23 protein-coding genes are annotated in these 15,048 nt (G+C 33.4%); 20 read left to right on the top strand and 3 right to left on the bottom strand.

What is annotated here, in order from left to right; all coding sequences use genetic code 11:
- Positions 1 to 257: 257 nt before the first annotated feature.
- The 7 genes from KHW44_RS01885 (at position 258) to KHW44_RS01855 (ending at position 4,653) form a co-directional block, all read left to right on the top strand.
- The gene (locus KHW44_RS01885; protein WP_094209232.1) at positions 258 to 1,010 is read left to right on the top strand and encodes an N-acetyltransferase; all 753 of its coding nucleotides are present in this window, start codon (positions 258 to 260) and stop codon (positions 1,008 to 1,010) included.
- Positions 1,011 to 1,166: 156 nt separating this feature from the next.
- Positions 1,167 to 1,718 (top strand): hypothetical protein, encoded by a 552-nt coding sequence (locus tag KHW44_RS01880; RefSeq protein ID WP_094209231.1) that lies wholly within the window; start codon positions 1,167 to 1,169, stop codon positions 1,716 to 1,718.
- Positions 1,708 to 2,184 carry a prepilin-type N-terminal cleavage/methylation domain-containing protein gene (locus tag KHW44_RS01875; protein WP_094209230.1) on the top strand — a complete coding sequence of 159 codons (477 nt, stop codon included), beginning with the start codon at positions 1,708 to 1,710 and terminating at the stop codon, positions 2,182 to 2,184. The genes KHW44_RS01880 and KHW44_RS01875 overlap by 11 nt, the downstream gene beginning before the upstream one ends.
- Positions 2,168 to 2,491: a prepilin-type N-terminal cleavage/methylation domain-containing protein gene (locus KHW44_RS01870; RefSeq protein WP_094209390.1), complete on the top strand. Its 324-nt coding sequence runs from the start codon at positions 2,168 to 2,170 to the stop codon at positions 2,489 to 2,491. The genes KHW44_RS01875 and KHW44_RS01870 overlap by 17 nt, the downstream gene beginning before the upstream one ends.
- Positions 2,448 to 2,981 (top strand): prepilin-type N-terminal cleavage/methylation domain-containing protein, encoded by a 534-nt coding sequence (locus KHW44_RS01865; RefSeq protein ID WP_304065251.1) that lies wholly within the window; start codon positions 2,448 to 2,450, stop codon positions 2,979 to 2,981. Before KHW44_RS01870 ends, KHW44_RS01865 begins: the two co-directional genes overlap by 44 nt.
- Complete coding sequence (locus KHW44_RS01860; RefSeq protein ID WP_304065248.1) at positions 2,978 to 3,958, top strand: hypothetical protein; 981 nt, start codon at positions 2,978 to 2,980, stop codon at positions 3,956 to 3,958. The genes KHW44_RS01865 and KHW44_RS01860 overlap by 4 nt, the downstream gene beginning before the upstream one ends.
- A gap of 77 nt (positions 3,959 to 4,035) precedes the next feature.
- Positions 4,036 to 4,653 (top strand): hypothetical protein, encoded by a 618-nt coding sequence (locus tag KHW44_RS01855; RefSeq protein ID WP_304065244.1) that lies wholly within the window; start codon positions 4,036 to 4,038, stop codon positions 4,651 to 4,653.
- A 109-nt stretch (positions 4,654 to 4,762) separates the two neighbouring features.
- Here the strand turns inward: KHW44_RS01855 and KHW44_RS01850 are convergent, their stop codons facing one another.
- Positions 4,763 to 5,491, bottom strand: a complete 729-nt coding sequence (locus tag KHW44_RS01850) for a YdjY domain-containing protein (RefSeq protein WP_278735213.1) — start codon at positions 5,489 to 5,491, stop codon at positions 4,763 to 4,765.
- A gap of 177 nt (positions 5,492 to 5,668) precedes the next feature.
- Here KHW44_RS01850 and KHW44_RS01845 point away from each other — a divergent pair, with 177 nt between their 5' ends.
- From KHW44_RS01845 to KHW44_RS01790, 13 genes are all read left to right on the top strand, one after another.
- Positions 5,669 to 5,929 (top strand): G5 domain-containing protein, encoded by a 261-nt coding sequence (locus KHW44_RS01845; RefSeq protein ID WP_278726115.1) that lies wholly within the window; start codon positions 5,669 to 5,671, stop codon positions 5,927 to 5,929.
- A gap of 82 nt (positions 5,930 to 6,011) precedes the next feature.
- Positions 6,012 to 6,596 (top strand): rubrerythrin, encoded by a 585-nt coding sequence (gene rbr, locus KHW44_RS01840; protein ID WP_304065234.1) that lies wholly within the window; start codon positions 6,012 to 6,014, stop codon positions 6,594 to 6,596.
- Positions 6,597 to 6,715: 119 nt separating this feature from the next.
- Positions 6,716 to 6,865 (top strand): polymorphic toxin type 35 domain-containing protein, encoded by a 150-nt coding sequence (locus tag KHW44_RS10090; RefSeq protein WP_369680508.1) that lies wholly within the window; start codon positions 6,716 to 6,718, stop codon positions 6,863 to 6,865.
- Complete coding sequence (locus KHW44_RS01835) at positions 6,862 to 7,239, top strand: hypothetical protein (RefSeq protein WP_304065231.1); 378 nt, start codon at positions 6,862 to 6,864, stop codon at positions 7,237 to 7,239. The genes KHW44_RS10090 and KHW44_RS01835 overlap by 4 nt, the downstream gene beginning before the upstream one ends.
- 432 nt (positions 7,240 to 7,671) lie before the next feature.
- Complete coding sequence (locus KHW44_RS01830; RefSeq protein WP_158521241.1) at positions 7,672 to 7,830, top strand: hypothetical protein; 159 nt, start codon at positions 7,672 to 7,674, stop codon at positions 7,828 to 7,830.
- A 374-nt stretch (positions 7,831 to 8,204) separates the two neighbouring features.
- On the top strand, positions 8,205 to 8,858 hold the full coding sequence (locus KHW44_RS01825; protein WP_304065225.1) for a YitT family protein: 654 nt from the start codon (positions 8,205 to 8,207) through the stop codon (positions 8,856 to 8,858).
- Positions 8,859 to 8,929: 71 nt separating this feature from the next.
- A complete protein-coding gene (locus KHW44_RS01820) occupies positions 8,930 to 9,808 on the top strand; it encodes a CPBP family intramembrane metalloprotease (protein ID WP_304065222.1) in 879 nt (292 codons plus the stop codon).
- 123 nt (positions 9,809 to 9,931) lie between these two features.
- Entirely contained in the window at positions 9,932 to 11,020 is a 1,089-nt protein-coding gene (locus KHW44_RS01815; RefSeq protein ID WP_304065220.1) for a cysteine desulfurase family protein, read from the top strand.
- The gene (gene mnmA, locus KHW44_RS01810) at positions 11,013 to 12,113 is read left to right on the top strand and encodes a tRNA 2-thiouridine(34) synthase MnmA (RefSeq protein ID WP_304065217.1); all 1,101 of its coding nucleotides are present in this window, start codon (positions 11,013 to 11,015) and stop codon (positions 12,111 to 12,113) included. The genes KHW44_RS01815 and mnmA overlap by 8 nt, the downstream gene beginning before the upstream one ends.
- A 109-nt stretch (positions 12,114 to 12,222) precedes the next feature.
- A complete protein-coding gene (locus KHW44_RS01805; RefSeq protein WP_002835989.1) occupies positions 12,223 to 12,486 on the top strand; it encodes a type II toxin-antitoxin system RelB/DinJ family antitoxin in 264 nt (87 codons plus the stop codon).
- A complete protein-coding gene (locus KHW44_RS01800; protein ID WP_002835990.1) occupies positions 12,479 to 12,742 on the top strand; it encodes a Txe/YoeB family addiction module toxin in 264 nt (87 codons plus the stop codon). Before KHW44_RS01805 ends, KHW44_RS01800 begins: the two co-directional genes overlap by 8 nt.
- Positions 12,743 to 12,823: 81 nt before the next feature.
- On the top strand, positions 12,824 to 13,246 hold the full coding sequence (locus tag KHW44_RS01795) for a hypothetical protein (RefSeq protein WP_304065214.1): 423 nt from the start codon (positions 12,824 to 12,826) through the stop codon (positions 13,244 to 13,246).
- A 60-nt stretch (positions 13,247 to 13,306) separates the two neighbouring features.
- Positions 13,307 to 13,663 carry a hypothetical protein gene (locus KHW44_RS01790; protein ID WP_304065211.1) on the top strand — a complete coding sequence of 119 codons (357 nt, stop codon included), beginning with the start codon at positions 13,307 to 13,309 and terminating at the stop codon, positions 13,661 to 13,663.
- A gap of 68 nt (positions 13,664 to 13,731) precedes the next feature.
- Here the strand turns inward: KHW44_RS01790 and KHW44_RS01785 are convergent, their stop codons facing one another.
- Together KHW44_RS01785 and KHW44_RS01780 are read right to left on the bottom strand one after the other, a co-directional pair.
- On the bottom strand, positions 13,732 to 14,274 hold the full coding sequence (locus KHW44_RS01785; RefSeq protein WP_304065208.1) for a nuclease-related domain-containing protein: 543 nt from the start codon (positions 14,272 to 14,274) through the stop codon (positions 13,732 to 13,734).
- Positions 14,275 to 14,409: 135 nt separating this feature from the next.
- Entirely contained in the window at positions 14,410 to 14,931 is a 522-nt protein-coding gene (locus KHW44_RS01780; protein WP_304065204.1) for an isochorismatase family cysteine hydrolase, read from the bottom strand.
- Between the last annotated feature and the right edge of the window lie 117 nt (positions 14,932 to 15,048).

Below are 15,048 nucleotides of genomic sequence, written 5' to 3'. Positions count from 1 at the left end.
ATTTTTCTAAGCCTAATTTTTAGGCTTATTTAACGTGCCATAAATTTCAAGATAAATTATTTTTTATTTTCTCTTGACATTTGATAGCTGGTCTTAAATTTTGAGTATACTGTATGATACAATAATTTGAACAAATTTGCAATATTTTCATTTACAGAAATTAAGAGAATAACTAAAGCGATAAATTATACATACACAACAAAGAGCATATAACCTTTAAAATAGTATATAATAAAATAAAAATGGGGTGAAAATTCATGGAATATATACGCGTAACAAAAGACAATATAGAAACTGAACATATATGTTGTGCATTATCAAACAACAATGATATCCAAGTTTGTTCGAAAAAAGAATGGATGAAAAGCTGCTTTGACGATGGTCTTGTATTCATCAAATCGGAAAAAAGGGGTAAATGTTTCATTGAATACATACCAGCTGAAGATGCGTGGATTCCAATTGAAGCCGATGAGTATATGTATATTGATTGTTTTTGGGTTTCAGGAGCATTAAAAGGCCACGGATATTCAAATGATTTGCTCAATCAATGTATCCAAGATGCAAAATCACAAGGTAAAATTGGTCTGTGTATACTTTCTTCTAAAAAGAAAAAGCCATTCCTATCTGATCCAAAATATTTGTCAAAAAAAGGATTTCGTGTAGCCGATGAGTCTGATTGTGGAATAAATCTAATGTATTTGCCATTTGATGAAAATAATTCGATCCCGAAATTCAAAACACAAGCCAAAAATCCACACATAGAAGAAAAAGGATTTGTCTTGTATTATACCAATCAATGCCCATTCAATGCAAAATACGTTCCTATTCTAGAAAAAATCGCACAAGAAAACAACATTTCCTTCAAAACAGTTCACATTCATACCAAACAACAAGCACAACAAGCTCCCACTCCATGCACTACTTATGCGTTGTTTTATGATGGAAAATGGATTACCAATGATCAACAGAATGAAAAGAAATTTTTGAAATTAATTGAAGAAGTTCGCTGAAGACAAGGCGATTTACATAGAAGGAATGGAAATTCGCATAATAGACAGCGATTATTTACGTAAAATAATTGACTAGCTTTACCGACCGAAATCAACCAATACAAAAAATGTTTATTTTAGCTAAAAATATAATATAATATTGTTATGGAGGAAAATATGGAAACCATAATAGTTTTGATGTTGATGGCTAAATGTTTGATGGATTTATATTTGAAGAGATTGTCCATCAAAAACGTTGGAGTGTTTGCGTTGATTTCGGTGTTTTTGTATGCGATATTCCGAATTACGAGTACTACATCAATCTACGACTTTGCTTTATTACTTGGCTGTAGCGACATGATGGTTGATGATTTCAAAACTAATGAGGTGTACTGGATTAATGTTTTGTTTTTCATCATTTGTAGCATTATTGTTTCTGTGTTTTCGAGTTTTTTCCTGACGAGTTTTCTGCTATTATTGGTTATTTTGATGCTTAATTTTTTCACCAAGGAAAAGTTTATGGGTAATGTGGATTGTTTGATTATTCTAGGACTTGGTATGAGCAAAAGCCTCACAGATTTAGTGAGTTTTGTGTTTTATCTTGGGATTATTAGTGGAATCAGGGCTTTGATTTATATTCTAAGAAAAGAAGATAATGAGGAGATTGCATTCATTCCTGTGATTTGGTCTTCTTTTTTGTTGTATGTGGTGATGGGAAATGTTTTCTAGATTCAAAATGAAAGCTAAGGCATTCAGTTTAATAGAGGTGATGGTGAGTCTATTCATTATTTCTGTTGTGATTATGACTTGCGTTTTAAAATACGACTTCAAAACTGATGTTGCAAGTAGAAAAGAGATTAATACGCTTGTTAGCGATTTGAAAAGTGCCAGAAGTGTTGCGATGAATTCTGGAAGAAGTATCGGATTTAGATTTGATGAGAATTACTATGGTTTTTACGATTCTAACAAAGGTGAATTTATAGCAAAAAGAGAATTGAAAAACGGCAAAATTTATTTAAATAAAGATGGGGCAAGTACATTTGACCTTGGAAATATCGGCGCAAATATATCCAAGTCATCTGCAGCAACGCATTTTCCGACTATTTATTACGAAACCAAAACCAAAACCAAAACATACAGGATAAATTGTTACATTGCGACAGGGAGAGTGGATGTGGATGAGACGAAAAAATAAGGGATTTACACTGCTTGAGGTTTTGTTTGCATTGTTTTTGGTGAGTCTTTGTGTCGTAGTGTACTATCCACAGCTTAAAAATGTGATTACGATGCAGGATAAATCCTACACTGAAAATGTTGTGCTACGTGATTTGGACAATTCTGTGGAATATTTGAAAGCTCACGATGATGTGGATGATTCAATTGTTGATGAGAATTCAAAAGTTGTGGTAACAAAGGATGATGTGGGAGATTTGGTTAAGATAAATGTCAGTGTAACTAATGGAGATATTGCGAAAGATGTGTCATTTTACAAAGAAAAGTAGGGGATTTACGTTGCTTGAAGTTATGGTGAGTTTGTTCATATTCTCCGTAGTGTTGGGTGTGATTTTCCTATCGTTTAAGACAAATTTTAAAATTATGCAGTCGAGTTTTAATCTGAAAAACAACGTGGACGATGTCGACCACTGTTCATATTACATAAAAAACGAAATCGAAAGATCGAGGTCTGTAATTACAGAAAAGCCTAATTGGACTCATTTTGACCAATCAATGGGATTTGTACTAGTAAAATATATTGATGATAAGCAAAACTATGTGTATTTTACAAAAGAAAACGGCAAAATCATACGATACGCTTTTACAGATCCTAGTAGTTTTGATGATTTAAAAGAACACGGGCCCAACGGTAGGATAACTCAGAATAAACTCAAGGACAACGGTGATGATTTCACATTTAGTCATGACGACAACTACATTTATTTAAAAGAAAATGGAAAGAAACTGGTAGTCTACATTGGAGATAAGATAAAATGAAACGAAAATCCAAAGCCTACATCACAATTTATGCTCTTTACATGATATTCGTGTTGATGATTGTCATTGCGTTTTTGATAGTTCAAGTGAAAAACATTAGAACTGTGAACGCCTACAAATACGACTACATTCAAGCCAAAGCGATTGCTTATTCAAAGGTTCGAATCATCAATCAAAGGAAACTTTTTGATGAAGAATTGAAGAAAAATTCTACAAAAGGAAAATTTACCTTGCAGATTGCAGATATTCCAGAACTAAGCAGTCCAACGGAGATTAAGTATTGCGAAGAGAAAGATGGAGCAACAAAAATCTTCTCATTTACAAGCAAATATCCAGACAATAATGAATCCAGAGTAACGACTAGAATGGTGTATAATAGGAAAAATCCTTTTGAAAAAAGAATTATATCAGAAGAAAAAATCGACGAACTGTTGCCGGAAATCATTGAAGGAAAGAAAAGCATCGGAATAAAAGATTGTTTAATATTTTCATTGAATGATGAAACGTATTTCGTGGACAAAAAGGTCGCTGATGAAAAATACAACGAATTCGTAGCCGAAAAAACAAATCAAAACAACGAAGAAGTTTCGGAAGATGAAAAGGAAAATGTCACTGAAGAAAATAACGGAGACAAAAAAATAGAAATAGATGATGAATTTCTGACTAAATTAGTACAATTTTCCAAAAAAGAGAAAAACATCCTAATTGATTCAGAAGATATCACAATACTTAACGATGTTACAATAGATGGAGTGTTCATCGATAAGGCTAATGTGTATTATGTGAAAAATGAAAAAGTCCAAAAAACTCCTGAAATTATGGTTAATGGGATATTGATACTGAAAAATGCTGAGGCAAATAATTACAAAGTAAATGGAGAGTATTTATCAACGAAAGAGGTCGACATAAAATTTACAGAAGACAAAACAAAATACACGAGTAAAAAATACGAGTATGCTGGTAGTTATTACAAATAATCGCTGGAATGATTGAAACTCTACTTCGAAATGATGTATAATATATATAAGATAAGCGAAAAAGGGAGGGTTTGCTTATGAATAAATTAAAAAAAATAGGTGAAATGAATAGCAAACAATCTGAGCTTTACGATAATGTATACGAGATTTTCGAGTTCATGGGAGAAACACTGGAACTTCCGAAAAATCGATTCAAAAACAAAAAACACGGCTTGTTTAAAATGGGATTATTAGCTTTTATAATCACAGCTATTTTGGACTATTATTCAAGCTTTGACACAATTGCATTTATCAGAAGAAACTACATTACAGGCTACATTTATTTTGCGATAAGATGCGTGTTCATATTTGCGTTTGCTATTCTTAAATTCAAAATAATTTACAGAGTAGCTAACAAGTTTTTCGTAAAAGATGATTGGAGAGAAGACGAAAACTACAGCATATTGCTATTAGTTATGTTTCAAGCAGCGATGTCAATGGCACTTTATCCACTGGGAGTTTACATTGTTATTGCAGAATCTTTCGTGATATTGTTGTTTTTCTTGGGACTTAACATCAAAAACTTCAAATTTGAGAAAATACCTTACGTCATCATCACGTTCATGTCTTTGTACATTGGCTTGAGATTTGTTAGACTTTTCATTTACAACATAGTGATAAATTGGATAGAAACTACAAACATTGTTTTCTTATAACACAAGCGCTCACAACTGTGGGCGTTTTTTGAATGCAATACATACAAAAATTAAAAAGGTAAGCTAATAAAAGCCTACCTTTTTAAATAGAGAATTTTAAATGAAATGGTTAGTTAGCTAATTTATAAGTGATAACAACAGGTGTTTTATCAGCTGGAACTGAATCAGCCAAAGTATATTTAACTCCGTCTTTTTCGTCAGCGCCGATTAATTGATTTGCGTTTGAAGTTATTCCCAAAGGACAACTTTGCAAACATGTCATACAACCTGTATTCATATCTTTTGCTGGTTTTTGGTTACCACCAAATCTGATGTCGAATTCTTTTCCTGAAGAATCTTTGATAACATCGTTGATTCCTTGTTCATTATCTGATCCTTGGAATTTGAATGTAAGATCAATCTTATCACCTTTAACGGCTTCTTTTCCCATGTTGTCCATAGTAACATTGTTACCTGGTTTTCCGCCCAATTTTTCTAATGCATCGTACAAATCATTTTGGTTAGCATAAGAAACAAACATTGATTGTTCGTTATTTTTACCTGATTTTGCTACGATAGCATGCATTGTGCTTTCGTTTTTGAACTTATCGTTAACTTCAGCATAAACTTTGATTTGTTTGTTAGCTTCGTCAACAATCATAGGATTATCAGCTGTAGGTTCTTGTGCTTCTTCTTTCTTTTCTTCAGTTTTTTCCTCAGTCTTTTCTTCTTTCTTTTCTTCAGTTTTTTCTTCTGTTTTTTGTTCTGTAGAAGAAGTTTGTTTATTATCTTCCTTAGAACATCCTGCGAACATCAAACTTGCCATTAATAATAATGCCAAAATTTTGAATTTTCTCATAAAAATCATCCCTTCTTTGAATAGTTTAATTATTTTCGTTTCATTCATTAATACTATAGCTATATTTTATCATAGTTTTAACACTTCATTTATTGTAAAATCTAATAAATAACACACTACTTATAAGCTGAATAAATAAATGAAATCTAAGGTATAATAATAAAAGAGGTGATTAGTGTGAAAAAATACGGAGAAGACGTGGCAATTGTAGAAGAAAATCCTAAGATTGAAAAAATTTACGATAATAATATGCGTCAAGGTGAAGAAATCGTGATAAAAAAGGGAACACCTACTATTAAGAAATTGTACTACGAAGATATCAACGGACAACCGACAATTAAAAAGGAAGAAATAATCGAAGAAGGCTCTCCAACGGTTATAAAAGTTGGAACAAAGGGAATTATTAACGATTTGAACTTGAACAAATCTGACATGTAATGTGATAAAATTCTTGGTTTGTGGTATAGTTATATTAGAAATGAATTGTTAAATTCATTCAAATTTACAAGGGGGAAATATTATGGCAAGCTTAAAAGGTACAAAAACAGCTACTAATTTAATGGCAGCATTTGCAGGGGAAAGTCAAGCAAATATGCGTTATACATATTTTGCTAAAACAGCAAAAAAAGAAGGATACGTTCAAATTTCTATGATTTTTGAAGAAACAGCAAGAAATGAAATGGCTCACGCAAAAAGATTCATGAAATTCTTGTCTGAAGACTTACAAGACGCTGAAATAGAAATCGAAGCAGGATTCCCAGTTCATTTAGGAGACACTAAGACTAATCTTAAATCAGCAGCAGAAGGAGAACACTTCGAAAATTCTGAAATGTATCCAGAATTCTCCAAAATCGCTGAAGAAGAAGGATTCAAGGAAATCGCACGTGTATTCACTGAAATCGGAGAAGTTGAAGAAGCTCACGAAAAAAGATACAGAAAATTATTAGAAAACATCGAAAAAGATAGAGTATTCGAAAGAGACGAAGTTTATCTATGGAAATGCAACAACTGTGGCTACATTCACGAAGGTAAAACAGCACCAAAGAAATGTCCAGCATGTGATCACCCACAAGGATTCTTTGAAATCTTCAAAGAAACTTATTAAAAACAAGAATTCAAACCTCAAAAGTTTTACGACTTTTGGGGTTTTTTATCAAAGCACAATTGGAGTAGTTTGGTTCCTGGTGGTCCAAAAGACCCAGATAGATGGGATAAAATCAAAAAATTATAAAAAAAGTACTAATCGATGGAAGAGAATCAAGATATGGAAGTGCCTATAAAAGAACATTAAATTATAAAGGAAAGGTTGTAGAGGTAACATTTCAAAAGCTAAAAGATGGTGTTATTTCTATTTCGAATGCGTGGGTGAAATGAAAATTAAGCTAGAAGATTACTTTTCATTTGAAAATGATATATTTTTTGAAACTGATGATGTAGTGAATAACTTGAATGAAGAGTTTGTGTTAGAAGGGGAGAATTATCTTAATCATGTGGGAATAGATACATCGAATATATATTTTAAGTTATTGGCACAGCTATATTTTTTGAAAGACAAAAACATAACGGATAATTTATCGCTAGCACATATTAACTACATTATTGCGTACTATGTAGGACTTTTTTTACATCCGATTAATGGGGAACTCATTGCATTAAAATTTATAGATGAAGCCATAGGGTTGGAAAATGATAATAGTAAAATAGAGAAATATAAAGAGTTAAAAGCAATGATAAAAGAAGAGTTATAATAACTTATTAAAAAATGAATCGGGTAAAAAACAGTAAATCATTAATAATTTACTGTTTTTATGTGCGCACAGCATGAGTATATTCTAACAGGTGTAAGTCCTAAGTGTGCCCAGTAGTGGGAAACAGATATCCGAAGGCAAGCGTGTCCATCGTGATGTGGAATCTGAAGGAAGCCCTAGGCAAACTCTTGGTCTGACGAATAGAAATCACATAAGGCAGTTACGTAGAATAAACTTGCACAACAAAGCAAAGTCCAATAACTACACGGAATACGTAAATGTAAATGTGGCAGATATATGAGAGGAAAGAATATGCCCTTACTCGAGGAGGTCTCACTAGCGCAAAAGTAGTAATAACGAATAGTGAGAAGTCAGCAGAAGTCATAGTACTAGGTAGACTTAGGAAAACTGAACTACAGGAGGTATAAATTTATGAAAGAAACTAATCATGACAAAGAAGGTAGAAAATTAACCAGACTAATCAAAGATAACTCGGAAAGTGAAAATAAATTAGCTGGACACAGTCATGAAAAGATTAACTCAAAAGAAAATACAAAAAATGAACTAAGTAATGTTCATATTAAACTGTAGAACAGCCGTATACGAAACCGTACGTACGGTGGTGTTAGAGGACGGTAGATGAATGAATCATCTTTTACTAAAGATATTGACAATTATTAAAAAGTGGTATACAATATCTCTGTAATTATTTATCTATGGGTACCAAATATAATTATTTGGTAGTTTTTATCTGATGACTATTGCTCGATAAAGAGCCTGGAAAGGATCTGATGTGATACTCTTATAGGCTAAAAAGAACAATAAGGTTCAGAGTTTTTACAAGAAAAAATCAGCAAACAAAAAAGCATCAAAACCAGAGATTGCACAGGCAAGTTAAACTTGAACCGCAGTCTTTTTTTCGTGGTCAAATTTAACTTCCTAATTTCTAAACGGGGGAAGATAAAATGCTTAGTAGAATGCTAAAATTTTTCGGATTAACTAAAAAAGGATTACTTAAAATAATCCTAGGATGTGCTATAATGGCGTTCGCAGTAGTGAACGTACATAAACAATCAGGCGTAACTGAGGGCGGAGTGCTCGGAATGATGTTGTTCTTGAACAAAATCTTCGGATTCGACCAATCAATAACATCTGTAGTATTGGATGTAAGCTGCTACGTTCTTGGATTTTCGATAATGGGATTTGATTTTGTGAAGAAAGCTTTCGTAGCCACAATATCATTTGCCGCATTTGCGAAATTTTTCAATATTATAGGGCCAGTGTTACCAAGTATGTACGATGTGCCATTGTTAGCAAGTATTGTAGGAGGAATTTGCATCGGATTGGGATGCGGACTTGTAGTAAGTGAAGGTGGAGCAGCAGGTGGAGACGACGCCTTAGCAATGACGATTTCCACAAAATCGGGACTCAAAATATCATTAGCGTATTTGTTCTCAGATATAATAGTGTTGGCACTGTCACTTATGTATATTCCAGTCGACAGAATTATGTTCTCACTTTTGACAACTGTAATATCATCATTTTTGATAGGACAATTCGAAGTGGAACTTCCAAATCCAGAAATCAAAATGGCAAATCAAGCCGTATCAAAAGCTTAAATCAATCAAGCCTAGTGCTTGATTTTTAATTGCAAGAAAATTTGGGTATATATAATTAACTGGAGGTTTTTATGGAGAATACAAAAAAACTAAAATTTTCTAATCTTTTGATTGCGATTTTACAAGGGGTTATACTTTTGCTTTTGTTCGTAATTCCAGAGCTTGTTGTTGGAGTGATTGGAGGAGTTGTTGCCAAGATTATAGGATTTGATGGTAATTTCCAAGATTTTTATGCGAAAAACGGGGCGGCTTTTCTTCTATGTGGACAAATTCTGAGGATTATTATTTTCCTTTTAATCATTAAATTTAGAACGAAGATTTTTCAAACGAAATACAATAGGGATTACTTAAAGAAAAGAAAGATTTCTTTTTCTGAAATCGTGAAGCTTTTCGTGGTGGGAATTGGTCTTATGGGTCTTATAAATATTACTGTTGCTTTGATGATGTATTTGAGTAAGTTTTTCCCACAAATTGTGTCAAGCCTTGATGTGTACAACAAGGCATCTGAAGAATTGATGAAGGGCAATATGATGTTGTCGATTCTTGCTATTACGATTTTCGCTCCGATTTCAGAGGAGTTGATGTTGCGTGGGACTTTATTCACAGAAAACGAACGACTTCTTCCTTATAAATGGGCGATTATTCTGAATGGGATTGTGTTCGGAGTGTTCCATTTTAATTTGTTCCAAGGAGCGTATGCATTAATCGGAGGGATTGTGATTTGTGCGGTGTATTATTACACAGAAAGCATTTACGCATCCATTCTTCTTCACATGATTAACAACACTTTTAGCATGGTTATTTCTTCGAATGAGGCTGTGGTTCAAAGTTTTTCTTCGATTTTTGGAATTGTAATGCTTGTGTGTATGGTTTTGATGTTTGTTTTCTTGAAGGATTTTAAAAAGAAGAGAGAACTTAGACATTTGAATTACGAAGATTTAAAAGAATAAATTTGAAATTATCGACAAACCTCGATGTGTAAATACGCATTGAGGTTCTTTGTTTATTGTAATCAGATGTTGATTTTTTTGTTGAAAAACTATAGTATAATAGCATGTAAGTGAGGTTAGATTATGATTTATTTGGATTATGCGGCGACATCTTTGAAAAGGGTGGAGCTTATTGAATATATTATGAATAATATGATGGATTTTGATGCGAATGCTGATAGTATTCACAAAATGGGAAGACTCGCGAAGAAGACTTTGGAGAATTCCCGTCATGAGATTGCGAAGTCTTTGAATACTACAGATGATAGGATTGTGTTCACAAGCGGTGCGAGCGAATCCAACAATTATATTATCAATAATTTTTCTGATGAGAATTACGATATTATAACTTCTAAGATTGAACATCCATCTATTTTGAATCCACTAGATCACAACAAATCTAATGTAATTTTGATAGATGCACAACAAAACGGTGTGGTTGATTGCGATGAAATTATTCGAAATATTACACCTAATACAAAGCTAATTATTCTTCAACATGTAAACAATGAAACGGGAGCCATTCAACCTGTGAAAAAACTTGGAGAATATTTGAAAGATACGGACATTTGGTATCATATTGACGCGACTCAATCGGTGGGCCATGTGGATGTCGACGTTGAGGATTTGCACTGCGATTCGTTGTCGTTTTCGGGACACAAACTAGGTGGGCTCAACGGATTCGGCGTGTTATATATAAGGAAGGATTTGAATAATCTGATTTATGCAGGTGAGCAAGAAAATTACAGAAGAGGCGGCACTTCTTTTGTGATGGGGGCATTTACTTTGGAGAAATCTCTGGAGAAATCTGTCGAAGAACGTGAGTATATTGCAAATTTGAAGAAGATTTTCTTGGAAAATATCAAGTTTGATTACGAAATTAATGGTAACGTGGGCAATTCGGCTTCTCATATTTTGAACTTGTACATTCCATTTGAGAAGAATGATTTCTTGTTGACTTATTTGGATATGCACGGGGTGTGCGTGTCGGCAGGATCTGCTTGTTCTGCAGGTAGTATCACGAATTCTCACGTGATTGAAAATATGTACGACGGGCAAAGAGCAGAGCATTCGGTGAGGTTTAGCTTTGGGTTTAAAAATACAGAAGAAGAAATATTGAAAGCAGTAAATGTGTTAAATGATTTGTACGAAAAAGGAAAATACAATGGATAATTCGAAAATAAAAGTAGTAGTAGGAATAAGTGGAGGCGTGGATTCGTCAGTGGCGGCACTTTTGTTGAAACAACAAGGCTATGATGTCGTGGGAATTTTCATGAAAAATTGGGACGAGACAGATGATGATGGCGTCTGCACAGCAGAAGAAGATTACAAGGATGCGGTGGCTGTTGCGAATGAAATCGGCATAGATTATTATTCGATTAATTTTGAGAAGGAATACTACGACAGAGTGTTCACTTATTTTTTGGACGAATACAAAAAAGGCAGAACGCCCAATCCCGACATAATGTGCAACAAGGAAATCAAATTCAAAGCGTTCTTGGATTTTGCGATGAAGCTGGGCGCAGATTATGTGGCGACGGGGCACTATGCAAGAATTGAACGATGCGATGACGGAGTGAAGCTACTTCGTGGGCTTGATAATAACAAGGATCAGACGTATTTTTTGAGCCAACTTACGCAAGACCAAATCAAAAACGTGATGTTTCCAGTTGGAGAGCTTCAAAAAAAAGAAGTGCGTGAGATAGCGAAGAAATACAATTTGGCTACGGCTGACAAGAAAGATTCTACGGGAATTTGTTTCATCGGAGAGAGAAACTTCAACGAGTTTTTGTCGCATTATTTACCAGCAAAACAAGGAAACATCGTTGATGTCGATGGAAATATAATGGGCAAACACAACGGATTGATGTATCACACAATCGGTCAACGAAGAGGCCTTGGAATTGGCGGAGACGGTGCAGCGTGGTTTGTGTGTGGGAAAAATTTGGAGACAAATGAACTAATCGTATGCCAAGGAGAAGACAATCCACTATTGTACTCCAACAAATTATACGCCAGTCAGTTTGAAACATCGCTAAATCATTTGGATAGAAATGAGTTCGATTGCACAGCGAAATTCAGATACAGACAAAAAGACATCAAAGCGCACGTCAAATTCATCGACGACACGCATGTAGAAGTCACGTATGATGACACCAAAGCCGTAACACCAGGACAAGCAGCAGTGTTCTACGACGGCGAAGTGTGCATCGGCTCTGCGATAATCGATGAAGTGTACAATGCAGATAAAAAATTAATGGTGTAAAGCAGTCCACTAGGTTGAAAAATCTAGTGGATTTGTTGATTGAAATATTTAAAATGTATGTTATTTGTATGTTATTTGTGATAAAATAATGTTGAAAGGAGATGGTATTATGGCACAAACAAATATTAATATAAGAATGGATGAAAATCTCAAAAAACAATTTGATTCATTTTGTTCAGAAGTTGGAATGAGTATGTCCACAGCTTTTAATATCTTCGCAAGAACAGTTGTCAGACAAAGAAAAATTCCTTTTGAAATATCTACAGAAAAAGATCCGTTTTACAGCGCTGAAAACATAGAAAGATTAAAAAAATCTATAGAACAAATGGAAAAAACTGGCGGGACTATTCATGAGGTAAACTTGGATGATTAAAGCATGGACTGACTCAGCTTGGGAAGATTTCGAATATTGGATGAAACAAGACAAAAAAACTTTAAAAAGAATATTGAAACTTCTGAAAGATATTGACCGTAATGGGTATGACGGAATAGGAAAGCCGGAGCCATTAACGGGAGATTTATCTAAATATTGGAGCAGGAGAATTGACGATTGCAACAGAATTGTGTATAGAATTGAGAATGATGTAATAAAAATAGTTCAATGTGGGTCGCATTATCGTGACAAGTAGCCTCCAATTGTTACAAAATGTCAAATAGTGAATAAATTGACGATATTTGTGGTAAATATAATCTAAGAAGGAGAGTAGACTATGCAAAAACAAGAAATAAAAGAAGCGATTGATGTGTGCGATGATTTGGTAATAAAACTTGAAGATGTACTTAATGATTTGAAATCGGCGAAAAACTGGGCGATGGCAGATTTTATATTTGGCGATGGTATGATTGGGTTTTTCAAAAGAAGCAAAATGGAAAAAGCACAAAGCAAACTTCACTTAATCGAAAATCTGTCACTTAGATTAAAAAAAGAATTATCGGACATTCATGTGGAATTGGAAGACTTCGGAGATTTGTATTCAATGAAAGAATTCATGCTCGACATTGTGTTCGACAATCCGTTTACCGATTGGAGAATTCGAAAAGAAATCAATCAAGTGTACGATTCAACGAATGAATATTTGCAAAATATCGAAATGTTGAGAGACAACTTAACAAAAGAATACAACAAATTGTAAAAATATTTTGGAATAGGTGTTTAAGCTTAATAAAAAGGTTTTCACAAAAGGAGGAGTATCATGAAAAATGATAAAAAATTTACAATTGTGGCAATACTTTTTGCAGTATCTCTTGTGTGTAATGCGTATTTTCTAACCAACATGACAAAGGCTGATGATGCAGAAACTCATAGAATAATTGAAAGATACGTACAAGAAAATCCGGAAAAAGAAGATGATACATTAATTAAAAGTGCATTAGAAAAATTTGCCAAGGACGAAAAACATTCTGTGTTGACCCAAGACGGCCAAGATGTAACCAAACAACACGAAGATAAGTTGTTGGAATTCAACAAAAACCACGACTACAAAGCAGCCAAAGAATACGTCCTCAATGAAAACATATCAATCGGTTATTCAGATGACAATGTAAAATAACAAAAAATAGCAGCTACGGCTGCTATTTTACTTTACTACGACTTGTATTCCTTTTAGTATGTCGAATGTTATTTTTTTATTTCTTTTAAATTTTTGACATGCTCTCTATTACTAATATTTAGTTTGTTTTCTTCGATTAACTTCAATATACTATCAACATCTGTTTCGTTTATTATTTCTGTTGATGAAAGTTCTTCAATATTTTTAGCTACTTGTGATATTTTGCAAACTACAGAATTTTTCACTTTAAATTTGATTTCAGCTTCTGGTGAAAAAGCTACTATTGAAAAATATCTCATATCAGGATAAGAATCTTTTATAATTGATTCAACTGCTTTAATGTGGGCGTAATTTTGCAAAATAGGATTCATGAAGTTTGTTTTATTTCCATAAATATTTTGCGTCCACTTTTTTGCGTGTTCTGATCCATAAATCCAACCTTTATAATTTTTGGTTTCGACTGAAAATATACCATATCTTGAAACTACTAGGTGATCAATTTGTGTAGTTTTTGTATTACCTTGTTTGTTTTCTAAAACAAGGTTGTTTATAATTCTGTATTTTTCTTTATCAAGACTGTTTAGTTTAATCTTAACAGCTGATTCACCCATAGCTCCCTTTAGACGTGGTAGCAAGAGCTTAAGAATTACACAAAAAGCTAAAAATAATCCTAAAATAATGTAAATGTCGTGCATAATGATTTCCTTTGTGAAAAATTTTGATAACAATATATGCTTTTTAGCCTACTACTTTACTACGACTTGTACTCCTTTGAGTATGTCGAATGTTTCTTTGTTTAGTTTTTCATCGAAGCTATCAGTCAAGTTCTTGTCGACTATTACAGTTGCTTCTGGGTTGAATGTTTTGGCGAGTATTGCGTTGGAAAGTACGCAGATGTTGGATACAAGTCCACACAATTCTATTTCAGAAAATTCGTGTTCTCTTAAGTAATCGCAAAGTTCAATGCTACCAAATGTTGGTTTTTCGATTAATATGTCGTCTTTTTCGACCAAATCAGCTATTTTCCCGTACAGTTTGTGTCCATTACTTCCTTTAATACAGTGTTCTACTGGGAGGAATTTGCCTTCTTGTGTGTTCAAATAATTTTCTTCGTGTGTATCGAATGTGAAGATTATTTGTTCGTTATCTTCCCTTGCTTTTTTGATTCTGTCACAGATTTTGTCTTCTAATTTGGATGCATCGTCAAAGCCCAATGCTCCGTCTACGAAATCATTTTGAAAGTCTACTACGATTAAAAGTTTGTCCATTTATCTCTCTCCTTTAAGTTATTATATCTCAAATACAAAATTTTTTACAATAAGTGTTTAAATTATCAAAAGATTGGTATATAATCATAAAGGTTAGGAAAATAAAATTAAACAATC

It is taken from the genome of Finegoldia magna (genome assembly GCF_018371055.1).
Lineage (GTDB): Bacteria > Bacillota > Clostridia > Tissierellales > Peptoniphilaceae > Finegoldia > Finegoldia magna_I.
Note: the sequence above shows the minus strand (reverse complement) of the source record. Positions and strands in the feature narration are given on the sequence as shown.